This is a genomic window from Stygiolobus azoricus (genome assembly GCF_009729035.1).
Classification (GTDB): Archaea; Thermoproteota; Thermoprotei_A; order Sulfolobales; family Sulfolobaceae; genus Stygiolobus; species Stygiolobus azoricus.
The window spans coordinates 1952008-1977075 of the sequence record NZ_CP045483.1 but is presented as its reverse complement, the minus strand read 5'-3'; the positions used below and the strand labels follow the sequence as shown (position 1 = coordinate 1977075).

General features: G+C 39.6%; 25 protein-coding genes. 12 read left to right on the top strand and 13 right to left on the bottom strand.

What is annotated here, in order from left to right; all coding sequences use genetic code 11:
• Positions 1 to 7: 7 nt before the first annotated feature.
• A complete protein-coding gene (locus D1868_RS10830) occupies positions 8 to 823 on the bottom strand; it encodes a DMT family transporter (RefSeq protein ID WP_231112392.1) in 816 nt (271 codons plus the stop codon).
• Positions 824 to 858: 35 nt separating this feature from the next.
• Here D1868_RS10830 and D1868_RS10825 point away from each other — a divergent pair, with 35 nt between their 5' ends.
• Positions 859 to 1740 (top strand): bifunctional 2-dehydro-3-deoxy-phosphogluconate/2-dehydro-3-deoxy-6-phosphogalactonate aldolase, encoded by an 882-nt coding sequence (locus D1868_RS10825; protein WP_156007884.1) that lies wholly within the window; start codon positions 859 to 861, stop codon positions 1738 to 1740.
• Positions 1733 to 2668, top strand: a complete 936-nt coding sequence (gene kdgK, locus D1868_RS10820) for a bifunctional 2-dehydro-3-deoxygluconokinase/2-dehydro-3-deoxygalactonokinase (protein ID WP_156007883.1) — start codon at positions 1733 to 1735, stop codon at positions 2666 to 2668. The genes D1868_RS10825 and kdgK overlap by 8 nt, the downstream gene beginning before the upstream one ends.
• A 33-nt stretch (positions 2669 to 2701) precedes the next feature.
• Here kdgK and D1868_RS10815 read toward each other — a convergent pair whose 3' ends face one another.
• Positions 2702 to 3220, bottom strand: a complete 519-nt coding sequence (locus tag D1868_RS10815; protein ID WP_156007882.1) for a type 1 glutamine amidotransferase domain-containing protein — start codon at positions 3218 to 3220, stop codon at positions 2702 to 2704.
• Positions 3221 to 3325: 105 nt separating this feature from the next.
• On the opposite strand from D1868_RS10815, the gene D1868_RS10810 reads away from it, so the two are divergent.
• Positions 3326 to 4267 (top strand): glycosyltransferase family 2 protein, encoded by a 942-nt coding sequence (locus tag D1868_RS10810; RefSeq protein ID WP_156007881.1) that lies wholly within the window; start codon positions 3326 to 3328, stop codon positions 4265 to 4267.
• A 45-nt stretch (positions 4268 to 4312) separates the two neighbouring features.
• On the top strand, positions 4313 to 4690 hold the full coding sequence (locus tag D1868_RS10805; protein WP_231112391.1) for a cupin domain-containing protein: 378 nt from the start codon (positions 4313 to 4315) through the stop codon (positions 4688 to 4690).
• A gap of 4 nt (positions 4691 to 4694) precedes the next feature.
• Here the strand turns inward: D1868_RS10805 and D1868_RS10800 are convergent, their stop codons facing one another.
• On the bottom strand, positions 4695 to 6245 hold the full coding sequence (locus D1868_RS10800; protein ID WP_156007879.1) for an aldehyde dehydrogenase family protein: 1551 nt from the start codon (positions 6243 to 6245) through the stop codon (positions 4695 to 4697).
• A gap of 127 nt (positions 6246 to 6372) precedes the next feature.
• Here D1868_RS10800 and D1868_RS10795 point away from each other — a divergent pair, with 127 nt between their 5' ends.
• The 7 genes from D1868_RS10795 (at position 6373) to cobB (ending at position 14066) form a co-directional block, all read left to right on the top strand.
• Positions 6373 to 8115 (top strand): S9 family peptidase, encoded by a 1743-nt coding sequence (locus D1868_RS10795; RefSeq protein WP_156007878.1) that lies wholly within the window; start codon positions 6373 to 6375, stop codon positions 8113 to 8115.
• A gap of 269 nt (positions 8116 to 8384) precedes the next feature.
• Positions 8385 to 9236, top strand: coding sequence for a glyceraldehyde dehydrogenase subunit beta (cutB, locus tag D1868_RS10790; RefSeq protein WP_156007877.1), 852 nt, complete (start codon positions 8385 to 8387; stop codon positions 9234 to 9236).
• A 24-nt stretch (positions 9237 to 9260) separates the two neighbouring features.
• The gene (locus D1868_RS10785) at positions 9261 to 9710 is read left to right on the top strand and encodes a (2Fe-2S)-binding protein (RefSeq protein WP_156007876.1); all 450 of its coding nucleotides are present in this window, start codon (positions 9261 to 9263) and stop codon (positions 9708 to 9710) included.
• On the top strand, positions 9697 to 11913 hold the full coding sequence (gene cutA, locus D1868_RS10780) for a glyceraldehyde dehydrogenase subunit alpha (protein WP_156007875.1): 2217 nt from the start codon (positions 9697 to 9699) through the stop codon (positions 11911 to 11913). The genes D1868_RS10785 and cutA overlap by 14 nt, the downstream gene beginning before the upstream one ends.
• A gap of 249 nt (positions 11914 to 12162) precedes the next feature.
• The gene (doxD, locus tag D1868_RS10775; RefSeq protein WP_156007874.1) at positions 12163 to 12705 is read left to right on the top strand and encodes a thiosulfate:quinone oxidoreductase large subunit; all 543 of its coding nucleotides are present in this window, start codon (positions 12163 to 12165) and stop codon (positions 12703 to 12705) included.
• Between the two features lie 5 nt (positions 12706 to 12710).
• Positions 12711 to 13220 carry a TQO small subunit DoxA domain-containing protein gene (locus D1868_RS10770; RefSeq protein WP_196770247.1) on the top strand — a complete coding sequence of 170 codons (510 nt, stop codon included), beginning with the start codon at positions 12711 to 12713 and terminating at the stop codon, positions 13218 to 13220.
• Positions 13221 to 13310: 90 nt separating this feature from the next.
• The gene (gene cobB, locus D1868_RS10765) at positions 13311 to 14066 is read left to right on the top strand and encodes an NAD-dependent protein deacetylase (protein WP_156007872.1); all 756 of its coding nucleotides are present in this window, start codon (positions 13311 to 13313) and stop codon (positions 14064 to 14066) included.
• A 286-nt stretch (positions 14067 to 14352) separates the two neighbouring features.
• Here cobB and D1868_RS10760 read toward each other — a convergent pair whose 3' ends face one another.
• The 4 genes from D1868_RS10760 to D1868_RS10745 form a co-directional block, all read right to left on the bottom strand.
• Positions 14353 to 15135, bottom strand: coding sequence for a KaiC domain-containing protein (locus tag D1868_RS10760; RefSeq protein ID WP_156007871.1), 783 nt, complete (start codon positions 15133 to 15135; stop codon positions 14353 to 14355).
• A 113-nt stretch (positions 15136 to 15248) separates the two neighbouring features.
• Positions 15249 to 17720, bottom strand: coding sequence for an ABC transporter substrate-binding protein (locus tag D1868_RS10755; RefSeq protein WP_231112390.1), 2472 nt, complete (start codon positions 17718 to 17720; stop codon positions 15249 to 15251).
• 76 nt (positions 17721 to 17796) lie between these two features.
• Positions 17797 to 18966 (bottom strand): hypothetical protein, encoded by a 1170-nt coding sequence (locus D1868_RS10750; protein ID WP_156007870.1) that lies wholly within the window; start codon positions 18964 to 18966, stop codon positions 17797 to 17799.
• A 98-nt stretch (positions 18967 to 19064) separates the two neighbouring features.
• Positions 19065 to 19457 (bottom strand): hypothetical protein, encoded by a 393-nt coding sequence (locus D1868_RS10745; protein ID WP_156007869.1) that lies wholly within the window; start codon positions 19455 to 19457, stop codon positions 19065 to 19067.
• 119 nt (positions 19458 to 19576) lie between these two features.
• Between D1868_RS10745 and D1868_RS10740 the strand changes: the two genes are divergently transcribed.
• Positions 19577 to 19924 (top strand): hypothetical protein, encoded by a 348-nt coding sequence (locus D1868_RS10740; RefSeq protein WP_156007868.1) that lies wholly within the window; start codon positions 19577 to 19579, stop codon positions 19922 to 19924.
• A 33-nt stretch (positions 19925 to 19957) separates the two neighbouring features.
• On the opposite strand, the gene D1868_RS10735 is transcribed toward D1868_RS10740, so the two are convergent.
• The 6 genes from D1868_RS10735 to D1868_RS10710 are packed head-to-tail and all read right to left on the bottom strand — an operon-like array spanning position 19958 to position 25066.
• A complete protein-coding gene (locus tag D1868_RS10735) occupies positions 19958 to 20539 on the bottom strand; it encodes a hypothetical protein (protein WP_156007867.1) in 582 nt (193 codons plus the stop codon).
• Positions 20520 to 20783 carry a hypothetical protein gene (locus tag D1868_RS10730; RefSeq protein WP_156007866.1) on the bottom strand — a complete coding sequence of 88 codons (264 nt, stop codon included), beginning with the start codon at positions 20781 to 20783 and terminating at the stop codon, positions 20520 to 20522. Before D1868_RS10730 ends, D1868_RS10735 begins: the two co-directional genes overlap by 20 nt.
• 37 nt (positions 20784 to 20820) lie before the next feature.
• Positions 20821 to 21525 (bottom strand): hypothetical protein, encoded by a 705-nt coding sequence (locus D1868_RS10965; RefSeq protein WP_196770246.1) that lies wholly within the window; start codon positions 21523 to 21525, stop codon positions 20821 to 20823.
• The gene (locus D1868_RS10720) at positions 21503 to 22516 is read right to left on the bottom strand and encodes an ABC transporter ATP-binding protein (protein WP_156007865.1); all 1014 of its coding nucleotides are present in this window, start codon (positions 22514 to 22516) and stop codon (positions 21503 to 21505) included. Before D1868_RS10720 ends, D1868_RS10965 begins: the two co-directional genes overlap by 23 nt.
• On the bottom strand, positions 22509 to 23483 hold the full coding sequence (locus tag D1868_RS10715) for an ABC transporter ATP-binding protein (RefSeq protein ID WP_156007864.1): 975 nt from the start codon (positions 23481 to 23483) through the stop codon (positions 22509 to 22511). Before D1868_RS10715 ends, D1868_RS10720 begins: the two co-directional genes overlap by 8 nt.
• Complete coding sequence (locus D1868_RS10710; RefSeq protein WP_156007863.1) at positions 23480 to 25066, bottom strand: ABC transporter permease; 1587 nt, start codon at positions 25064 to 25066, stop codon at positions 23480 to 23482. Before D1868_RS10710 ends, D1868_RS10715 begins: the two co-directional genes overlap by 4 nt.
• Positions 25067 to 25068: the final 2 nt, after the last annotated feature.

The following is a 25068-nucleotide window of genomic DNA, read 5'->3' as shown; positions in this document are numbered from 1 at the left end:
CTAGTGCCTAACTCTTCTCTCCACTCGTCACGACTATAAGTATTGATAGTATCACTAACATCCCTCCAAAGATTTCGAAGACGGTCGGTATTTGGCCAAATATAGGGATAGCCAATAATGTTGCGACTACTGGCTCTAACAGCCCTATGGTCTCGATATGTTGAGGTTTGACCTTCCCAGAGGCTACTATTATAGACGTATGACCCAGCAAGGTAGGTAATGCGATTAAACCTAATAGTGCTAGAACGGAAGTTATGGTAACTGTGCCGAGTCCCTGAATTAGGAACAAGGGAAGTGTAAATATTGAAGAGGAAATGTATATAGAGGAAGTTAAGGTTATTGGCTCGTCTTTGACTTTACTCAGTCCAGCCGTATAAAGAGCTATTAAAAAGGCTGACAATATTGCAATGGCGTTTCCGAAAAGTAAACCGGGATTTAGAGGAAGGTTCATTAATACTACTCCCAAGAATCCAGTAATGACAGCTATTATATCCCTTAAGTTTACCTTGAATTTTAAGAAGGGTGATAACAAAATTACGAAAAAAGGGGAAGTAGAGACTAGAACAGTAGCATCTATTATCGTTGTCGAGTAAACACTGATAATAAATGTAACCATATGCATTGCTAGTAGTAATCCAAATGGTGAATACCTTACCACTTTCTTAAGGTCTACCTTCCCTAAGATGAGACCTGCAATAAAAAACCTAAGGAAAGCTAAACTACCTGGTGGCATCCCCGATAATTTAATGAAAATAGAAGCAGTACCAAAGCTCATCCCACCGGCGATCAGTAGCAAGTAATACTTGTTTATCGATAGTTTCATTAGGACTTTTTATCCTAACTCAATAAATATGATTTATGCAAGTCGTAGTCCCAATCATTACCCCCTTTACGAAAGATGGTAAAGTGGATATTAATGCCTTAAAAGATCACGTGAAGAGACTTTTAGAACTCGGTGTAGACGTAATTTTCCTCAATGGTACAACAGGCTTGGGACCTGCTCTTTCTAAAGAGGAAAAGAAGGAAACATTGAAGGCGGTGTATGACGTCACACACAAGGTAATATTTCAAGTGGGTGGTCTTAATTTGTACGATGTACTCGAACTAGTTGAATATTCTAAGGATTTCGACATTTTGGGGATAGCGTCTTACTCTCCTTATTATTTCCAGAGGCTCCCAGAGAAGTGGTTGATCAATTATTTTAATGACATTGTAAGCAAGAGTGAGCATGACTTCTACCTTTACAATTATCCCGCGGCGACAGGCTACGATATATCAGCTAAAATAGTGGGAAAGATACAAGGGCTCAAAGGGCTAAAGGACACTACACAAGACCTAGCTCACACACTTGAATATAAGATAGTAAACCCTAACTTAATCGTTTATAACGGATCCGATAGCTTAATCTACTATTCCCTATCCTCACTTGACGGTACAGTAGCCTCTTTTGCAAACCATTCTCCCCACATAATATCGGCTATGAGGAAGATGATAAAGGAAGGAAAGAGGGAGGAAGCACTCAAGGTGCAAATGTTAATTAACATGTTACTAGACGTGATTAGGAAATACGGGCAGCTCTCGGCAACATATTATATGGTGGAGATAATGTTAGGTTATAAGGTAGGCTATCCTAGACCCCCAATATATCCCTTAACGGACGATGAAGTAAAAATGTTGAAAAGCGAAGTTGAACCTTTAAAGAGAAAATTAGATGATATTGTTAGTGGAATCTATGGCTAAAATGGTCACTCTGGGAGAAATTCTAATTCAGTTTAACCCAATTACGCCTGGTCCCCTAAGGCATGTTAACTATTTCGAAAAACACGTTGCAGGTAGCGAGGCAAATTATTGTGTAGCATTCATAAGGCAAGGGAATGAATGTGGTATTATAGCTCGTGTTGGGAATGACGAGTTTGGGTACAACGCCATAGAGTGGTTGAGAGGGAAAGGTTTAGACGTATCTCAGATAAAGATTGATGATTCAAGCCCTACCGGGATATTTTTCATACAAAGGCACTACCCAGTCCCTTACAAGAGCGACTCAGTATATTACAGAAAGGGGAGTGCAGGGAGTAAACTTTCCCCTGATGATGTAGATGAAAAATACGTCAGAAGTGCTGACATAGTACACTCTTCAGGGATTACACTAGCTATTTCAGAAACTGCTAAAGAGGCTGTATACAAGGCTTTTGACTTAGCTAGAGCCAGATCATTTGACACTAACATAAGGCTTAAACTTTGGTCTCCTGATAAGGCGAGATACGAGATAATGAGGCTACTTAACCAATTCCACCTGAACTTCCTGATAACAGATACTGATGACTCAAGGATAGTGTTAGGCGAGTCTGATCCAGATAAGGCAGCTAAAGTGTTTCTAAATTACGCTGATGTAGTAGTAATGAAGATGGGAGCTAAAGGAGCTGCATTGTACTACGAAGATAAGAAGTACTACTCTCACGGATATACAGTTCCGGTAGAAGATGTGGTAGGTGCTGGAGATGCTTTAGGAGGTACTTTTCTGTCTTTATATTATAGGGGTTTCACTTTAGAAAAGGCTTTAGATTATGGCATAGTAGCGGCAACACTTAACGTTATGATAAGAGGAGATCAAGAGAACCTACCCTCGACTAATGAAATAGAACAATTTTTGAGAGAATTAGGAAAATAGATAGGAAGGTTAGATTCTTTCTTTCTTTGACAGTTAACTAATTTTTCTTCCCTTTAATGCCTTAATCAATGTTGATGCAAAATAGGGTATGTCACCTGGATGCCTTGATGATATTAGATTATCATCCTCAACTACTGGGCTGTCTATGTATTCTCCGCCAGCAGCTATCACGTCATCCTTAATAGAAGCTACGGAAGTGACTTTTCTCCCCTTTATTACTCCAGCAGAGATGAGGACTTGAGGCCCGTGGCAGATTGCGGCTACTGGCTTTTTCAATTCGAAGAATTTCCTCGTTAACTCCTTTACCTCTGGTAAAGTCCTTATTCTCTCAGGACTCCTACCACCTGGAATTACCAGAGCTGAGTATTCTTCGGGCTTTACCTCTTTAAATGAAATATCCGCTACCACAGTATAACCGTGTTTGCCAACTATCTTCTCTCCCTTTTCTTTACCTGCAATAACCGGGGTGAAGCCTTCTTCTATAACTCTATAAAAAGGGTATAACAGTTCAATATCCTCAAATTCATCTCCTACTATAAAGAGTACTTTCATAGTGTGATAACTTGTGAATAAACTAATAAATTGATTGTTGGTCGCAGTTATAGACCCTTACTCCTCTCAAAGGCTTTATTTTACTTTAATCTACCTTTTAAGTAAATGGTGGAGATATGCCTCTACGGTACTGTCTACAATAACGCGGACACAGTTGAGGAGAGTATAAAGTCTGTATTCGACCCCAGTTACAAGATAATAGTAACGGACAACTACTCAACTGATGGTACTTACGAAAAGCTTGAGGAGTTGAGAAAGGACTTTAATTTAACAGTTTTGCGTTATAAGTCCTCAAGAGGTGTGGGGAGACAATATTCACTAAAATACTGCCCGGAAAACTCCATGACAGCCTATTTCGACCTGGACGTAAAATACAACAAGATATTTCACGATATACTGAAATATTCAGCTGAGAGAGGGGTAAAGGTATTAACTACAATACAGCATACTCTTGTTGCACCAAAAAAAGAGATTATGGAAAAGGGGGGTTGGAGGGATCTCATAGTCGCTGAAGATATAGAGCTTTGGTATAGAGTAGGCTTTGACTACCACATACCATTGATAACAATGGAGAAGAATTTACACAGACAGTCAAGTTATGGAGCTAGAGAGAGGAGGTACTCAAAAGGGATTAAATATTACTATCGGTGGTTTATGAGTGTAGTCGACACCATAAGGGGTAGGGGATTTACTTTAGAAGACGCCTTTTTATGGTATAAAAAGAAATACCACGCAATAGTGTTCCTAGCCTATATAATAGCCAAAGCAAAGGGAATGTACAGAGGTACTACCATCCCCGAGCTGTTAGAAAAAATATATATCCCAGACGAGTTTAGGAATTACGAGGACTATATCCTTGTAGGGGTAGGTTTAAGAGAAGTGAACTATAAGAACAGAGAGATAATTAGGAAGTATACCGAGGGATTTAAGTCCTTCTTTTGTGACGATGACATGATATTGTTAGTGAAAAATGAAAAGACTATTGAGTATTATAAGAAGAACTTAAGTAAAAAACTCGTGAAGAATTGTGAGATATTCACGCTGTAGGCAATTATTTAAAAATCTTCTCTAATGATAATAATGGGGAACAATTTGGAGTACCATCTATCAAACATTTCTTCTGTAAAAAAAGACCAAGTGCCGATAAAAGGGTCAAAAGGGGCCTACATCCAGTGGCTCATCACAAAGGATCACGGAGCCCATTACGCAGTCAGAAAGTTCACATTAGAGCCATATGGCGTAATACCGATGCATGTTCACAAATACCAAGAGACTGTCATCATAACTAAAGGTAAATGCAAGGTATGCGTGGCCAACAAGACCTATGAGATGAAAGCTGGTGACTTCATCTTCATAGACTCTAATGTGAAACACTCATTCGTGAACGGTGACTCAGAACTGGAGTTCTTCTGTATAATTGATTACACAGACGACATGAGTATAAAGACGTTAGACGAGGAGTGCAAGTAAAAAATCAGTCATAATACGTCTGAGCCTGTTCTCTTAGGAAGGAGAGTAAGTAATAGGGTCCTCCAGCGTTTTTCCCAGTCCAACCCGAATGCTTCCAACCACCGAACGGTTGTACTCCGGGCATTGCACCGGTAGTAGCCCCTACAGTCCTATTTGCGTAAACGACACCTGCTTCTATATTGTTGAAGAAATATTCGACCTCTTTCGGGTCTTCACTGAAGATACCGGCAGTTAACCCGTATTCTACGTCATTAGCCCTCATCAAAGCCTCTTCTAACGTCTTAACTTTTCCGACTAAGAGTATTGGGACGAAGAGCTCAGTCCTCCATAACCAGTGATCGTAAGGTAAGCCAGTGACTACTGTTGGCTCTACATAATATCCTTTGTTTTCCTCCACGACTTTTCCTCCTATTACTACATTCCCTACGCCTTTTACGGCTTCATCTATGTACCTCTTATACTTCTCTACAGCGCCTCTGTTTATTACTGGTCCTAGAAAGACGTCCCTCTTCCTAGGGTCTCCAATCTTGGTCTCTTTTACTTTATTGACTAACTTTTCTATAAACTTGTCGTGTATGCTTTCAAATACGTATACCCTAGAGGTGGCACTGCACTTCTGACCACCGAAGCCGAAAGCCCCACGGTATACACCCTCAACAGCCTTGTTAAGATCTGCCTTATCAGTTACTATCACGGGATTCTTACCGCCAAGTTCCATCACTATCGGTCTAGGGTCTCTTTCAATGAAGCGTTTTGCTAAAGAGTGTCCCACATCCTTAGAACCCGTAAATGCCATTCCGTCAGACCTCGCCAGCATGAAGTCCACGATATCCTTTCCGCTCCCCGTAACGTAATTCACCACACCCGGCGGAAAACCAGCCTCTAACATTATTTTTACCAAGTTATAAGCGGAGAGAGGGGTATCGGAAGACGGTTTTATCACGGCTGTGTTCCCGGTAATTACAGCCCCGAGGGCCATAGTAGTAGTTATTGCCAACGGGAAGTTAAAGGGAGCTATCACAGCCCAAGATCCGTAGGGCTTCATCACTGAGTATGAGTGTTCATTCTTATACATCCTTGAGTCCATTTCATGCGCAAAACCCCTATTAATCTGGAGGATGTAAGCGTAGTACTCGAAGTAATCTATAGTTTCGTCGACCTCAGCTATAGCCTCATATCTGTTCTTACCGTTTTCGAGGGTGATAGTAGCAGCTAACTCGAACTTCCTCCTCCTAATCAGCTCAGCAGCCCTTTTAGCTATTTCAACTCTTTCCTTCCATGACGTCAGTCTCCAACTCTTAAACGCTTCTTTTGCGGCCTTGAAGGCTTTATCTATGGTGTTTTCATCAGCTATCTGGAACCGTCCTATGAGAATTGAGGTGTCTATGGGAGACCTAACTTCGAAAGTCCTACTTGTCTTTATTTCCTCTTCCCCTATTATCAGTGGGTACTCTTCTCCGAGTTTTACTCTTTCCAATGCCTTCTCGAACTCTTGGTGGAACTCTTCCTCCCTACCTTTATACTTAGCTATAGTGTTTTCATTTGTGAATACCATATTTATAATTATAGATAACCAGAGATAAAAATGTGTGATGTACGTCGATTGGAAGGAGAAGAGCTTAACCCAACCGATCTTGGAACCTTCAGTTGACATTATAAAGCAAGTAAACACATAATAATTTATGGACACGGTAGAAGAAGCCTATTCAATAAGACTCATTTCAGAAGTGAAACTAGGCGAGAAGGGTCTATTACATACCGAGACGTGGATAGAAGGGAATGAGTATAAGTCAAGCATCTACCTTAATAAGAGAAGGATTACTTTCGGTGGAAAGGAGTCCTTACCAACATTCAACGGAGAGGATCTCTACTACGTTTTAAATGGAAGGACACTTGTTAGGCAAAGCCCTTACGGAGAATCTAAGAGGCTCTTTACTCTCGGTAAGATACATAAGTTCGTCTTCCATAAGGACGGGATTCTAGTCATAGGAGAAAAGAAAGATAAAAAAGAAGGCCACTTCGTGGCTAAAAAACTGAAGTATAGGTTTGACGGAAGAGGTCTACTGAGAACTAGGATGTCCTTGTTTTTATTTGACGGAAAAAAAGTTAGGACACTTGTTGAAGGTGACTTCGACGTAACTGACGTTGCAACTAACGGAAAGAGGATCGTGATCTCTGCTACAAAAGAAAACGATGATGTTGGTCTATCAGACGTTTATGAGGTTGAAGGAAATGAATTAAGGAAAATCACAAGAGGGGAGGGGATTGTATCAGCTGTTGCTATGAATGATGACGGTCAAATAGCCTATCTGGGACACCGAAAGGGTAAGGCACCGTGGGCAGTAAAAGAAGTAATATTACCGGAGGAGGACAAGAGTTATCTTTGCGGGAATTATTGCGGTAATAGCGTCCTCACTGACCTGTTCGACGGTGCAAAGGAGAAGTTAGTCTTTAGTAGGGGAGAAATAGTAACCACTGGTCAAGTAGGAGGTAAAACTAACGTTTACAAAATCAGTGATAACAAGGTGGAACAACTTACAGATGGTGATATGGTAGTCAGGAATTTCGATTACCTAAATGGCGAACTAGTTTACGTTTACACAACTCCCGAAAAGCCCTCTTTAATGCAGTACAAGGGAGAGATATACGACCCTAACCCCTTAGTCAGGGGTTTAAAGCCTGAACTGGTTAAGGGAGATATTGAGGGTTGGGCTATAATAGTTGACAAGAACGCTCCGACGATACTCTTTATCCACGGAGGGCCACACACTGCTTACGGGTACTCCTACTTCATAGAATTCCAGTTCTTCGCAAAGCACGGGTTTAACGTAATATACTCAAATCCTAGGGGTAGTCAAGGTTATGGTGAGGACTTCGCTAAGGCGTGTGTAGGTGACTGGGGAGGGAAGGACATGGAGGACATCTTAAACTTCGTTAAAACTGTAAAAGAGAAATATGGGCTTACGGGTAAGATCGGCGTTACCGGAGGATCCTACGGTGGGTTTATGACTAATTGGATTATCACAAAGACCGATATGTTCTCTGCGGCGATTAGCGAGAGGAGTATATCTAACCTCGTCAGCATGTGCGGTACGAGTGATATAGGCTTCTGGTTCAACACTATAGAGTCAGGTATTGACGACCCGTGGAAACCTGAAAATATGGATAAGTTAATGAAAATGTCTCCAATATATTACGTAAAGAATGTTAAGACACCCACAATGCTAATACATGGAGAGGAAGACTACAGATGTCCCATAGAACAGGCAGAACAGTTCTTTATTGCGTTGAAAATGAATGGAATCGATAGTGAGTTGGTACGGTATAAGGGTGACGGCCACGAACATGCGAGAAGGGGTAAGCCTAATAACATGAAGGACAGGCTTAGAAGAAAGCTGGAGTGGTTTAACAAATATTTGAGATAGGTGACCCTCCACGTAAGATGCCTTCGTTCTCCATATAAACAATTCATATTCTCTCTTTAAGTTTATGAATAATGTCAGTTCTGATTATTCGTAGTATCTTCAACATGTTTTCGAACCAGATATGTCCTAAAACAAAACTGGTTCTAAGGAGACATTATGTAGTAGTCCTAATTAATTAAAATATGTTTTAATGAACATTTTTTTATTTTATAACAATTTAATCAAGAGATAAGCAAAGTATTTAATAAATTTCTTACCATTACTGTATAATGTATCCACCCCAATTAGGCTATTATAGACCGGTCAGTCTTAGCGACGCTTTAGACTTCTTAAGTAATGGAGATGTTAAGCCTTTAGCAGGAGGTCAGAGCTTAATACCTATGTTGAAGTTTAGAATATTAAAGCCTAAGTTTCTACTGGACTTAAACCCTCTCAAGGAACTAAATCACATCTCAGTAGGAGAGGATAGTGTAATCATAGGTGCTACAGTGACACATGACAGCCTCGTTAAGAGCGGTACAGTGAGGATAGACTTGCCTCTACTTCACCAGTCTGCAAAAAAGGTAGGTGATATGCAAGTCAGAAATATGGGTACTATAGGTGGTTCGTTAGCAAACGCAGACCCATCGGCAGATTATCCTGCTGTAGTTACAGCTTACAACGCTAAGTTAAGGTTACAGAGTTCGAAAGGTGTGAGGGAGGTAGAGGCTAAGGATTTCTTTAAAGGGCCCTATACAACCGAGTTAAGGGAGGACGAGCTTTTAGTGGAGATCGTCTTCCCTAAACTTAAGGGATACAACTATAAGTACGCGAAAGTAGTGAGGAGAGCTGGAGACTTCGCATTAGTTGGAATGGCTGTTTTAGCTAAAGTAGACGGAGTAATGAAGGATATCAGAATTGCTTATACCGGTGTTTCCGACAAGCCCTTCAGACCTTACGAGCTGGAGAAGTCCTTACTTGATACTAAACCTTCTGAGAACGTAATTAGGGACTTCGCAGAAAAAGTAGCCTCTCAAGTGAACACTCCTTCAGACTCCAGAGGGTCTTCCGAGTACAGAAAAAAGGTGATGAAAGCTCTTACGGTAAACACCCTAAAGGAGGTGTTAGGTGTTGTTAGTTAGACCGGGGAAAAGGCAAAAGTTAAAATAAAAGTAAACGGGATATGGTACGAAAGGGAAGTAGAGCCTAGGCAATTACTAGTCCACTTTCTGAGAGATGAACTAGGGCTTACTGGTACTAAGATAGGGTGTGACACGTCAACTTGTGGTGCGTGTACTGTACTCCTAAACGGTAAGAGCGTTAAATCTTGTACAGTGCTTACAGTCCAAGCTGACGGTGCTGAGATAACTACTATAGAAGGGTTAGACGCGAAGGAGCTTAAAGAGTCATTCAAGGAAAACTTTGCCCTCCAGTGCGGCTACTGTACTCCGGGAATGATAGTTCAAGCTCATTACTTCCTTAAGGAACATCCACACCCCTCGGAAGAGGAAATAAGGGAAGGTATTCACGGTAACATCTGTAGGTGTACTGGATATCAAAACATAATCAAGGCAATAAAACAAGTTGCAGGAGGTGAAGGTCATGTACACGGGTAAACCAATAAAGAGGTTATATGATGATAAGTTCGTCAACGGTAAATCAACTTACGTAGATGACATACAGATATCAGCCTATTATGCGGGGTTTGTCAGGAGCCCTTATGCACATGCGCTGATTAAGTCTATAGACGTAAGTGATGCTCTTAAAGTCAAAGGGATAGTAGCGGTCTTCACGGCAAAGGATCTTGAGGTTAAAGAAGGTATAGGGATATGGACTACTTACGAAGATCCTAAGTTGTGGAAATTCGTAAAAAGGAAGCCGTTAGCGGATAAGAAAGTTAGGTATGTCGGAGAACCTGTAGCTATTGTAATAGGTACTGATAAGTATTCAGTGAGGGACGCTATAGAAAGAGTGAACGTCGACTACGAGAGATTACCTGCGGTAGTGAAGATGGAAGAGGCATTAGAAGATAAAGTGATCATACACGAGGAGTTAAAGACTAACGTAGCTTTTGACCAGACTTACAGTGCTGGCAACGTAGAGAACGCCTTTAAGAACGCGGACAAAGTGATCCCAGTTGAGATAACAAACAACAGACTCATCCCATCACCAATGGAGCCCAGAGGCATTATAGCTAGATATGAAGGAGGCTTCCTGACAGTATGGTACTCTACACAAGTTCCTCATACAGCTAGGTCAGAGTTCTCCAGAATTTTTGGTATTCCATCTAGCAAGATAAGGGTCATAATGCCCGATATAGGTGGAGCTTTCGGAAGCAAAGTGAATATTTTGCCGGAAGATGTAAGCGTCATAGCCAGTGCCATAAAGTTGGGGAGACCAGTAAGGTGGACAGCGACTAGGAGTGAGGAAATGTTAGCCTCTGAAGCAAGGCATAACACCTTTAAAGGGGAAATTGCAGTTAGCAGAGAAGGGAGATTGTTAGGAATTAGAGGAGACTTACTGGTTGACTTAGGAGCTTATCTAACTTATACTGCCCCTCTACAACCAGCAATTATTCCTTCAATGATCCCAGGGCCATATAAGGTTAGAGATATCCATATAAGGAGTAGGGCAGTTTACACTAACACTCCACCCATAACAATGTACAGAGGAGCAAGCAGGCCCGAAGCTACGTTCATAATAGAGAGAATAATGAGTATTATTGCCGACGAGTTGAAGCTGGACGACGTGAAGGTCAGGGAAGTGAACTTGATAAGGGCGGATGAGATGCCGTATACGAACCCGTTCGGCTTGAAGTATTATTCTGGTGATTATTTAGGCTTACTGAGGGAGGGGCTGAATGCACTCAAATATTATCAGCTCAAAGGATGGGCTGAGGAGGAGAGAAAGAAGGGCAGGAAAATAGGTGTAGGGATGGCATTTTACTTGGAGATCAGCGGTTTCGGGCCTTGGGAGTTTGGTGAAGTCAGAATATCCGAGACTGGGGATATATTAGTAATAACCGGAGGAACTCCTCATGGTCAAGGTACAGAAACTGCAATAGCCCAGGTAGTAGCTGACACTTTGCAGATAGATATTAATAAAGTCAAAGTGGTCTGGGGAGATACTGAAATTGTAGCTTCAAGTATGGGTACTTATGGGTCGAGAACAGCATCAGCAGCTGCAAGTGCTGCACTTGTTGCTGCAAAGGAGGTATTGGAGAAGATGAAGAGGGCAGCTGCTAAGCTTCTGAAAGTGGATGTAGAGGAGGTCTCATATTCCAACGGAGAGTTCAGTGCAGGTGGTAGGAAAGTCAGTTGGGATGAAGTAGCTGCGTTCTCTTATGCCTCAAATGAGCCTGGGATTTACGCTCAAGTCACACTACCTGGAGACGTCACGTTCCCCTATGGAGTTCATGTGGCGGTGGTTGAAGTGGATGATTACGGTATAATAAAGGTAATGGACTACAAGGCTTATGATGATATAGGTGTAGTAATAAATCCGGCTTTAGCTGAGGGTCAAATTCACGGTGGGGCTACGCAAGCTGTAGGACAAGCAATATTAGAAGAAGCTATAATTAATGATGACGGTCAGCTAGTTGTAACTTATGCTGATTATTTCATACCCACGGCTGTTGAGGCACCAAAGTTTGAAAGTCACTTCGTAGAAAAGCCACATCCATCAGCATATCCCACTGGAGCAAAGGGAGTTGGTGAAGCCGCGTTAATAGTTGGTCCAGCTGCTATAGTAAGGGCTATTGAGGACGCCACAGGAAAGAGGTTCAATAAGACTCCCGTAAGACCTGAAGACGTAATTTAGTTTTTTTATAACGAACTGTATCCAATACAATTTTACTACATTTAGAATAATCGTGGTATGGTTTGAATGATCTACCAATACAATTTATATACTAGTTTTAGTCTTCTTTTTAATCCTTTTCTATTTATCTAAGTTTAAAAAAGTATTAACTATGTAAATAATTGAAGATTAAAAAGATTTATTACTTTTTATTAGAAAAACTTAAATTTGTTCTTTTTTAAAACAATTTGAAATAGGTGAGTTGAAAGGATGGCTAAAATGGAATTAAATGAAGGAAATTCGACGAGAATGGAGTACATATGGCCCATACGTTTTGCTGTAGGTTGGATGTTTTTAGACGGTGGTTTAAGAAAGGCTGTACTAAAGCCTGAAAAGTTAGACCCTAACTCATCTTCATTCGTAGGAGGAAAACTGGTTAACTTTCTTCCACACGCTGGTCCGTTTAAGCCTTTCTTACTAATGACTCTAGAGAACAGAACATTAGACGTAACATTCCTCACTGTCTTCAGTTATGTCGAGCTACTTGTGGGGATTATGATAGTGATCGGGTTGTTAACAAGATTAGCAGCACTAGGTGCTCTAGCAATGTCTGTGGGTTTCGCTCCAGCATACTGGTTAGGTTCCACATGCGAGGACGAGTGGCAAATCGGTGCTCTATTAACAGCAGGTTCAGTAGTACTAATGCTAACAGCTGCTGGAAGAGTTTGGGGATTAGATCACTTCCTATACAAGAAGTTCGGAGATAGACCAATAGCTAACGTGCCAATACTTAAGTGGATTAAACTGTGGTGAAAAGCATGGAAAAAGTAGTTATTCTTGGCTTAATTTTCAGTATCTTGGTAGTGGGCTGGATATTAGCTACTGGCCAGTGGGCTTATGGAAACGTAGTAGGGCCTTTAGTAAATAACTCAAAATTACCAAAGCTAGAGATCACTTACATAAACGCTTATAACACACCCCAAGGCCTATGCCTTATAATGAACATAACAGATATCGATGGTCCTGACGCTTACCCAGCTTCCGCTCCACTGATGGAGATATACAATGCAAATCACACGTTTGTGATGTTCCTAAACTCTTCACAGATATCTAACGATACCGTGAAGATAATACAAGCCCCATGGAACGCGAATAAAAAGGACAGTGTTAACTGGTATTCGGGATTCGTAGTAATATTGGGAAGTGAAGGACAGTTCCACTTACTAATAAAAGGAGTGCACTTAGCTCCCGGAAAATATTACGTGAAATTATACACACCAGCAATATCTACCGGTAGGGAAGCAGTAGCGAGTTTTAGTATAACGTAATGAACACTTTTTTCTTTCTTTTTTCATTTTTATTCTATTTTCTCTCCCGACCGATTTAACTTTTTTACTTTTCCTTCACGATCTTTTGTGATGGAGGACGAAAAAATAAACACAATAGTTGACATGTTACTTTCTTCAGTAAACGCTATAGCTTTCACCGGTGCCGGGATTAGCACTGCTTCCGGGATACCTGACTTCAGGGGACCTAACGGTCTTTGGAAAAAATACTCCCCTGAATTAGCAAGCATAGAGTACTTTGAAAGGGATCCCAAAGGTTTCTGGGAGTTTTACTCCACAAGGATGAGGAGTCTATTTGAAGCAAAGCCAAACCCTGCACATTTTGCCCTAGCTGAACTCGAGAGAATAGGGCTAATAAAATACATTATCACACAAAACATTGACGGTCTTCACCAAAAAGCCGGTTCAAAAAACGTGATAGAACTTCACGGTACTATGAAGAGGAGTTATTGTTCCTCATGCTTTAGGTCTTACGATTCGTCTGAGGTCCTTACGAAAATAGACAATGGTGAACTTCCCCCTAAGTGTTCATGTGGTGGGATTATTAGACCAGATGTCGTACTGTTCGGAGAACCGGTTAAGGAAATAAATTACGCACTACAGATTGCTTATGACTCAGACTTGGCTTTAGTGGTAGGTTCCTCCTTGACTGTATATCCGGCAAATTTAGTTCCGCAAGTAGTAAAGGAAAGAGGAGGTAGACTGATAATCCTCAACATGGAGGAAACACCTCTGGACTTTATTGCAGACGTTGTGATAAGGGATCGTGTTGAAAAGGTCTTATCGATAATAGTTAATGAAGTCAAGAGAAAGGTGGATCTGGGGTAGAAAGCCTCATTAGGGTAAGTTAGGGTGGTTTATTACAGGTTAGGGAGAAGAGGAAGCTGAGGGAGAGGAAGGGAAAAACAGAGTCCTATGGGGTGATGGGAGTATTGCTCCAAACCCCGTAGGGATGACTCTAGATAGGACTCCTGTGCCGTCGGGCTCTACAGCCACCCATAATCCTGCCAAGAGGGTTGTGGATGAGGTGGAAGTCCTTAGAGGAGACTCAGAAAAACCCTAAAATACCCAGGATGACGCCTAGAGACAAACGGTAATAATAGGGATGTCGTAATTACTGAATGTCGCTTTCGTCCTTATTTGCTTCCTTTATCTTATCCATTACTTTTTTGGGTAAAGCATAGTCCTCCCTCCTCTCGTTTAGTCTTCCCAAAAGGACTATGCCCTTTCCCGGGACTATATCAATTTCCCAAACGTACTTATCGTGGTTTGTCTGCCTCATCTTCTCTATAATAACATACCTATGTAGCATACCATCCCTTATTACTCTCCTAAATCTAATTATCCCATCGGCTACGTGTTCAACACCGAAACCGAAAGCTTGAGAAGTAGTTATCGCATATTGCGATGTAACGAGGATTGTAAACCTCCACTTGTTAAGTACTCTCTTCAAGTAGTAACTTATTTTCCTCGCCATTGCAGGTTTGTCTAAGAAAAGTGCGGATACGGAATCGATTACTAGCCTAGCCCATCCAGAGCCCAATTTTTGCTTAGCTTCTATTACTTTTTGGACCAGTGCCTCTGGCTCCAACTCCGTTAAAGACCACTCGTCTTCTCTTTCCTTCATTAACGCATCAATTATTATTAACTTCTTTTCAATATACTCTTCAAGGTCCCAGTTAAACATCTTGGCTTGCCTGATTATGGAATCCCTACTCTCTTCCGTAGTGACGTAAATAGCAGGCTCCCCGTGGACGAGTCCTTCGTGTATAAAGCTGAGGGAGAAGATCGTCTTACCAGTCCCGGGTTCACCAGTTAAGGCTACAAAGAATCCTTGTGGGATGCCTCCCTCAATAAGCTTGTCAAAATCATGTATACCAGTAGATAACCTAATCATAACTATTTATCTTGAAGTAATTGAATAAATAGTTGTCTTCTACTTATAAAGAGGAAAAGGAGAAAATAAATAAATAAATAATTTAAAAAAATTAATTAAATTATTTGAGTTTTCTATCTCCTCCTTCCGACTAATACAGCTACTATGATAGCTACTATCACTAGTACTATCCCAACACCTAAGGATCCGTAAGTTGCGACTCCGACGTTAACAGTCGGGGTAGGTGGTAAGGCTGGAGCTGAAGCACTAGGTACGGGAGTAATCGTACTTACAATTGTAGTTGTTGTTGTTGTCGTAGTTGTTGTTGTTACTGGTGGAGTTGTTGTCACAGTCTGGAGTACGTTGAAGGAGTAGTAGGCGTAGTAAACATGCGGAACGTTCACGGTCATTGTACCAGTTCCATAGCTATTAGCGGACATGTTAAGTACTAAGGGTTCTGTATAAGTAGCATTTATGAACAAAACGTAAGTCTCACCTGGCGTTAATCCCGTAGTGTCTATGGTAACTTGATATTGGTCACCACTTATATGAGTTATCGGTATAGTCTTTAGGACTTTTGTAGACCCGTATTGCCATATCTCTGCATAACCTGTTGCATTATCAATTGGTACAATAGGTTCACTTACAGTTGCTTTACCGTTTATGTAAGCCGGAGCAGCGGCTATTTGAGTGATGTTGAATGTGAATGTATATGATGAACCCGGTGTTATATTGGCGATTAAGTTTACTAATGGATCAATTCTAAAGTATCCGTTAAATCTGTAGAATGTAGAACCTGTTGACGTGTTCCATGAATATAAGTAATATGGACCTGAACCTATAACTTGGCCATGCTGAGAGACTGAATATACATCTGAACCTAGCTCATAAGGCGGTATGTTCTCAAAGATCGAGGGTGGAACTATATATATACCTGATATAGAGTATATATTCCATACACTGCTAGTATTGAAGAATATCTCTATCTCATATGGGTTATTAGGAGGTACATAGCTGTACACTAAGCCAGGCAAGGTGCCAAACCATTCAAAGGAAGAGTGATTGGATTCGGCAGTATAGTTCAGAATTACTGGCTTTCCATAATAGTTTCCAATATATATTGTGTCTTTAGATGAATTAAAGGGATTAGAAGAGTAACCACCCATGTCGAAGTACCATATAGTGAAGTTTATTGCTTGTGCTGTGAGTGGTAAGCCGTTATGGAATGTGGCATTATGTACTAAGTCCAATATTATCTCTTGACCGTTCACGATCTTTATGTTAGTCCCTGGTATCGTTTCATTTAAGTTACTTATCACCGTCCAGTTAGCTACTACCCACGGTAGTAACTCTAATGCATTGAAAGGCGGACTGGTTAAGGGAGTATCGTAAACTTCACCTAACCCGTCAAACTCATATAAGGTTTGAGCACTATATATGTCATAGGTTGTTGGTGCTGCACTCTCTATAGTTATTCCCCAGTTAACTTTTCCTTGCGTTGTCCCTGCTTGGTGAACATTAAATAGTGATATACCTCCACCTACGGTAGGTATATAGTTTGCATAACCGGGTAAGTAAGCACCTTGAACTTCATTAGTCCAACCGGCTATTATTACGGGTGCAGCAGCCTGTAATAAGTATATAGCTTGTCTAGTGTAGTAAGCAGATTCGTTAACTGTACTAGATTGTACATACGCTTTCGTTAAAAGTTGATTTATACTGTCATTTACGAAATTATTAAAGCTAGTTGAAGGTGCTAAGGGTCCATAAATGAAGTATAAGAAGGCTGGAGCTATTGCATTTACAGACCAACCTAATGTTATTAATTGGTAATTTCCCGTTATTAAATCTTGTATTAATGTAGGTGTAAAAGGCACAACTTGATATTGTATGTTTAGACCTATTTGTTTAGCAGCTTGTGTTACTATTTGAGCTAAATTTAAGTCTAGCGGATTGTTAGCTGGTATTATCCACGTGATAGTTAAGGGTGTTCCGTTTGGATAAGTCCAAGTCCCCAAAGACTTGTTATAGACTAATCCCGCCTTTTGCAAGTAAACCTGAGCTCTTGTTAGGTTATAACTTTCATGAGTTTCATAGAATATGCTTGCATTTGGATTATAGAATAATGGATATAAAGATGGGTTCACGAAATATGGAATAGCTACGCCTAATAAACCGTTTGCGAACACTTTTTGTTGCACTAACTGGTAGTTTACGAGGCTGAATATAGCCCACCTAAAGTATGTGTTGTTCATAGGGTACTTAGCAAAATTGAATTGTATAATTGGACCAAAACCATAGTAAGGCTGATCGTAGAGGTATAAGTTAGGGTTGTGTTCTGCTTGTAGTATTTCAGCTTGGTCAACTATTCCTGCAAGTTGAACTTGTCCTGCAACCAAGGCTTGATAAAGTGCTGTATATGACGTGTAACCCCAAACTTCATTAAGCACTGCAACATAGGGAGTAAAGTTTCTATAATTTGACGCTGACAATACCGGTTGATCAAAATTAGATATTACTGCATATCCACTAGATATAATTGGTGATATCATTGTTATTAATATTAAAACTAGAGAAACGATGAGAAGATTCTTTTTTCCTATCATATTCATAAAACACCCACTACTTAATAAATAAAAAGTTTAAAGGTTTAAAAAAATTTCTTAAGAGATTCGAATTTGTTTACTTAGGAATTATATTTTCGATCTCTGTTAATGTTAAATCGTTTAATATATTAAAACCGTAAACTTGGAACAGTCCATCTGGCTCAAGTTGTTCCGCCATCTCTAGCTGAGTATAGTAACTCATAGTTGTCCCGTTGCTTAAAGTTATAGTGAGGTTACCGTAAACATTAACTATTCCAGTTTGGTTACTAGTGTAGTTCAAGGTCATGTAGAAGGGTTCGAATGATATGGTAGATATATTCTTAGCAACTATGGTGTCAATAAAAATGTTAGTAACGATATCTCCGCCAGTGTAGTTACCCATAAATGGACCAGAGGCGATATACACGTAACTAGGGAACGGTCCAACTAATATTGACTGGAGCCCCGCTAGGTTCTTGGTTACTAGGTCTTGAATTAGAGATAAAGCCGTGGTTATCATGTTGTATTGATATATTGAGATTGAATTGTCAATTTTAACGTTAACAATTTGCCATTGATATTTACCTGTGTTCATAGCCAAGACGTATATAAGAGCGTACGTGTCCACTGAAGTTCCGTTTTGGTTAACGTTCTTGAACGCTATTACTCCTTCTCCCAGTGTGTAGTTACCGAACTGATGTATAATGATTGACTTATAGTAACTTCTAACCTCCGGATAGCCGAAGTACTTAGACAACATGGAACCTATTTCTCCGATACCAAGAGTGTAATTAGAAGGGGTTAGTATAACAGTTCCGTTACCAGGTGGAGATGTTATTTGGAATGTTACTGGCATTGGTCCAGTAATTAAGTTCTCTATCTTACCAGTATTAGCATCTGCTACACTTAAGAAGAAGTCGAGCACAGTCATTTTTCCTTGTAATTCGCTATAGGCATTTGATAGTGACACGTAGTTTGAGGTTAGATTGCTATACTCTGAACTCAGTGTCGAGTACTCAGCACTTAATTTTGTGTAATTCATGTATAATGTGTTGAAGCTACTGGCTAACGAGTTATACTTACTAACTAGATCTGAGTAATTGGCGTATAACGAGGAGTAGATACTTCTTAGGTTGTTATACTCTGTTGTGGCGGTACTGTAATCTGATGACAAGGTTGTTATTTGAGAACTCATATAAAATATAAATGCTATATTTACTATGAATAGTATTATTATTAATGCTACTAGAATATATTTCGAATCCATAATGATCTCAAATAAAAAGAGATTATTAATGAGTTATAAATTTTATTGATATGTTAATATAGTATGAGGCAGTATTTTGACAATATGTATACAAAATATCAGCTTGACTTTAGTAAATGGTTAATCCTCGCAAAGCTACTTTTTATTAGTAAGTATAACATCATTTCTAAATATTCTTTGGGTTCACTGGTAGTAAAAGCAAACGCTGCTATTTTGTTGAGTAAATCCAACGCTTTCAGCTGTACATCACATGGATGAGAAGATAGAATAACCAAAAATGTAACTACTTCATTTACTATGCCTTCTCTGTACTCTCCTAGAGTATTCTCCATTATCTTTACTATATATGACGCTTTCTTAGGCTGAGATAAAATCGAAGAAAATTTTGTATAATCATAAGTGTTAAGACTGTATTGTTTGAGTAGTGATAGGAAGTAGTTTATCATTTTGACGGATTTCCTTATAACTCCCAGTGGGCGTATAAACATCATGAGTATGTAAGAGGACTATGTCTTACTGGTTTATATTTTAGGTTAGAAGGTAAGCCAATATTCTCGATCCAGAGAATAAAAAGGTCTATGTTTTTGGTAATTCCGAATACGGTAATAGCTTGGCATCAATACTTGATAATATTGTTAAGTCTGTGGTCAATGATACTAAAAGATATGGTATAATTGGTACAAAAGTAACATTTACATATGTTACGCAAGGTACTAAAAATATCGAGAGTAATGTTATTTATGTGTTTATACCATTTTTACCTCCTAATAATATATCACCGCACCCAGCATATGTTTACGACCTTAAGACTTTGCGTTTCCCCGCTTACGGTACTTTTAATTCCGTGAGCGGGGTTAGCCCTTGGTGCGGATTCATTAGCTTCACCCGCACCTCATGGGGCTCAGTCGAGCCCAACGCCATCGGGCTCCCATCTGAGGATAGGTACTTTAACTCATGATAAACGAACATAAAAAGGTTAAGGATTCTCCATTTAAATCCATTTCCTTATTTGTCGTCCACTATCAACGTAAATTATGTCGCCTTTTTTGAGATTATGAGAAGCAGGAAGAGCAAGTAATGTCGTATGGTCATCCTGCAAGTAGAGTAGATGAAATACATCTGTATCTACAAAGTCCTCGAATAGTTTATTATAATATGCAGAAGGCAATGTATAAAGGTCGTAAATATATGCTGGAGTCGTTGATACAGATCCATTAGGAGGTAAAAATGGTACAAAATGATAAATAGCACCATTCGGAACATTTTTAGTACCTTGTGTAACATACATCAATGCTATTATTGTCCCTATTATATCATATCGTTTAGCTGCTTTCTCCACTAACTTCACTAAATTATCGTTTATTAACTTCAATCTCCTACCGTATTCGGAATTACCAATAACATAGGCCTTATTATCATATAGAACGTAGAGCATTGGCCGTTCTAACCTAAAATATAAAGTGGTAATGCATAGTCCACTTACCTCCTCATAGCTATTAGTTAACGCTCTGCAATTCGTATTACCATTTTTAATTATATCAATCAACTGTTCCCTAGTCGACAATATCTCCAACTTCATCCTCCTCCAGTGGAGTAGGTTTTTTGAGCAACAAGCTGTGATGCCTTTTCCACTGGTTTTGTAACTTTTCTAGACCCTCTTTTAACTTTTCTAACATAGTAGATAAGAATGATTTGAGGTATGACGTCACATATTGAGGATATTTCGTCTTATATTCTTTAACTTTTTTCAGAGCAGAATTTATGGTCTCTACAACTTTTTCACGCTCATTCACGGGATATAGGTTTATGAGCTTCACTAGTGAATCCAGTGTACTATACATATACATACGTTCGTTAGGAGATGGGATCATGGTTGCAATATCTGCAATTAAGCTTTTTCTTCACTACCACTAACGATACTGCAAGTATAGTTATAACAACCGTCGTAGCGATGATAAGATAATTAATCTTAGACGAATTGTCTAACGTTAATTGGGTCTCTAAGAATATCCCATATGAGTTAGAGTAGTTTTGTATCACGTTATTAAGAACACCGTTTTTGTACTCATATAGGGCAGATACGTAATATATTGGATCTGCTGTCAAGTTAAAGTCGGTGAAATTTAAGACTATTTCATTTTCCAAACTTTTAACAGAGGAGTTAGCAATAATATAGGCTAAATGATTGGTTCCATTGTACACACTTATATAAAGCATAAGACTACCGTTATGTAAATTAAACGGTAAATAGAAGGGATACAATACGACTCCCGATGAGTTTAACAAGCAATATGTTATACTCAGGCGGTTATTAGAATAATTAACGATATAATAATACTTACCGTGGATCTGACTTTTTAAACCGAGTGTATTGTTAATGCTCAAGCCATTTTCTGTGATCGTAACGTTGTACTCGTTTTGAGATATCTCGTTGTAGTTTATGTTAACCGATAAGGATACATTAAATCCTCCTAGCATACCCTTATATGCTAAAAGTTGGTGACCAGTAAAAAAGAGGGAGAAGAATAATAGCAAGTTAATAAAGATGGCATGCCACATAGTGATCCCCTTTCACCTTCTTCAACTCAGGTTCTTTCTCTTTGCAGATAGGTTTAGCGAGGGGGCATCTGGGGTTAAAGACACATCCAGAAGGTAACTCTATAGGACTTGGTAGTTCCCCTTTTATATTAGGCTCTTTAATACCGTAATCAGGATCTGGAACTGGAACTGCATCGATTAACGCCTTAGTATACGGATGTAATGGTTCGCTAATGACTTCTTCAGGTTTTCCCATTTCCACAATTTTGCCAAGGTACATTACTGCTATCCTATCCGAAATGTAGCTTGCAATAGAGATATCGTGAGTTATAAACAAGTATGCTGTCTGCCTCGTCTCTCTATCCTTTAAGATGAACTCAAGTATTTGTCCCCTTGTGGATGCGTCGAGCATTGATATAGGCTCGTCAGCAACTATAAATTTCGGCTGTAAGAGCAGTGCTCTAGCCACTACTACCCTTTGTCTCTGTCCCCCTGAGAGTTCATACGGTCTTTTCTTTATGAAGTTTTCAGGCGGAGTTAGTTTCACTATCTTTAGTATTTCGTATATTTTTTCCCTTTCTTCTTCTTGTGATTTCACGAGTTTATGTAATCTTAAACCCTCTGCCAATATCTCGTATATCGTTAATCTAGGGTCTAAAGCTCCGTAAGGATCTTGCTGAATCAATTGAAAATTCTTCCTTAATCTTCTAAGTATTCCCTCACTTAATTTAGTCACATCCCTTAATTTAGTCACATCCTTCTTACTATCTTTAGTAACATCCGTACTATCCCAATATATCTTTCCGCTATATATATCAACAAGTCTGAGCATAGCCTTTCCTAACGTGGTCTTTCCTGACCCAGATTCCCCTATTAGGCTTACGATCTCTCCTTTCTTTACATCTAACGATACTCCGTTTACTGCATTTACGTATATCCTCTTAAACAACCCTGCCCTACCGATAAGGTATTTGACTTGAACATTCTCAGCTCTTACCACTGTCTCAGACATTCTTGATTACCTCTTTATCGGCGAAGTGGCACGCTACTAATCTCCCATTTACAAGTCTCACTTGAGGTTCTTCTTCTCTACAAATGTCCTTAGCTAGGCTACATCTGGGTGCAAAAGGACAACCCCTAAAAGGCTTTGTCATGTCTGGTGGATCGCCAGGAATATAATAGATTTTTTTGACTTTCCCGTACCTGATATCAGGGACTGAAGCTAGAAGTCCCTTTGTGTAGGGGTGTAGAGGTTCTTTGAAGATCTTTTTAGAGTCTCCGATCTCCATTATTTTTCCTGCATACATAGTAGCTATCTTCTTCGCAATTCCAGCTACAACGGCTATATCATGAGTGATGTATATCAGTGTATGTCCCGTATCAACTATTCTCGTCTTAATTAAGGATATTACCCTTGCCTGATTTATCACGTCAAGGGCAGTAGTAGGCTCGTCTGCTATGACTAACTCTGGATTTAGGAGAAGGGCTGAGGCAATTACTGCTCTCTGTCTTTGACCTCCTGATAACTCTTCCGGATATTTCTGAAAAGTCTCTGGGGGTAAATTCAAGTTCTCAAATAATTTCATCACCCTCTCAACAGCACTGTGTACGTCCGTGTTCGGTTCATGTTCTAGTATTATCTTTACTAATTGTTCTCCTACTTTCTTAATAGGATTAAAGGAGTTCATTGAGTATTGTGGAATTATGGAAATCTTCTTCCACCTCACGGTCTTTCTGAACTTTTCGATATCCATATTTAATATATCCTCACCATTAAGGAGGATGTTTCCAGAGGCATTAGCGTTAGGAGGGAGTATCCTCATTATAGCTGAGGCCAAGGTCGTCTTTCCTGAGCCTGTTTCTCCTATAACTCCTAGAGAATCTCCTCTTTCTAAGGAAAATGATACGTCTCTTACGGCATTCATAGAAGCTTTACCTACATAGTAAGTGACATTTAAGTTTCTAACTTCTAAACTCAATGTACTTCACCTGTTAAGGAACCATAATATCTCGTAATTGCTTCTCCCACATAAAATAGGCTTATTCCTAATAGGAATAATGCAATCCCAGGCGGAAGAATCCACCACCATGCAAATGATGGTGCAGATAAAGCAGCATTAGCTGAGAATCCCAGCATGTTACCCCAAGTTGGAAAAGTTATTATTCCTATACCTAGGAAGTCCAGTGCAGACTCGATACCTATTACCGCCGGGATGTCGAATATGAGTTGGGCTATTATTATTGGCATAACGTGTCTTATTACGTGTTTCCTAAGTATCTGCATGTTACTCATTCCTAACGCTCTTGCAGCCTCTATAAAAGGCATACTCCTTACAGCTAAAGTTTGACCTCTTATTATTCTTGCTGTTGGGGGCCAGCTTAGTATTACTAGGACAATAATTATTAGAAGGACTTTGTTAGCCCCTAAGAAGATCTGCTGAAATATCGTTATTAAGATGATTAGTAATGCAAGCCCCGGAATTAATAAAATGAAATCTGAGATAGAAATTAGTATCTGATCAAGTTTTCCTCCATAATATCCAGCTAACAGACCAACAACTGCACCTACACCTACTATAGCTAATCCAACTACTAATGCGAGTCCTAAATCAAATAACCCTCCTTGAACATATTCCGCATAAACACTAGCTCCGTTATTATCAGTTCCCAATAGGCCGTATCGACTACCTAAAAACTTAAAGAACAAGTCAGACAGATAGATGGTTAGTTTAGAATCTCCTCCGTTAGGTATGTAATTAATTTGATATTCAACAATGTAAGTCCCAGTAGTGTTGAAGGCTTCATGTAATAAAATATTGTAAGCTAAAGCAGCTTGTGCAACAGATATATTACTAGTATAGAACCAAGGTGTTGTACTAGCACTACCGGAGCTGGATATTATGTAATTCCAAGTTCCAGCCCCTATATATTTGAAGACGGGACTTATAGTTATGTAATTCGTTGGTATGGTATTTCCAGAGGCGAACATCCAAAATGACTCGTTTTTCGGATTTATCAAGTAACCGTTAAACACAAAGAACGCGTTTGAGGAAGTATAATATATACTTGCCTGCATTTGGAAGGTATTAAATCCACCTGGTGGTAGATAAGTATAGTCAAAAGTATGATATAAGGTTAGATTGAGGGGATTAGGCCCAGTAATTATTATCTCAATTGAGCCATTTCCAGTATTACCGTAAGTCGATAGAGTCTTTTCAAAGTTAGATTCTCCAGTAGGACCGAAGCTATCATTCCAAATTACGGTAACTTTGTCACCATTGTAAGTGAAATTGGTTAAGTGCCAGTAATTTATCACGTTTGGGCTTTTAGCAGCTATTAGATCATAAGTTGGAGGAATATCTATATTGGGAGGTAAGTTACCGTAAAATATAGACGCCCAATATGGTACAGCATAGGGAGCAGCAGCATCTTGTCCAGCAGGAGTATAGGGATTTGCCTCGGGTATTATTAAATATCCTCCTATAACGCTTCCTAAAAGAACAGCGAGAATCACTAATGCAATTATCATTGTCTTGAGTCGTAATAATGTAGGGATTCTCATTA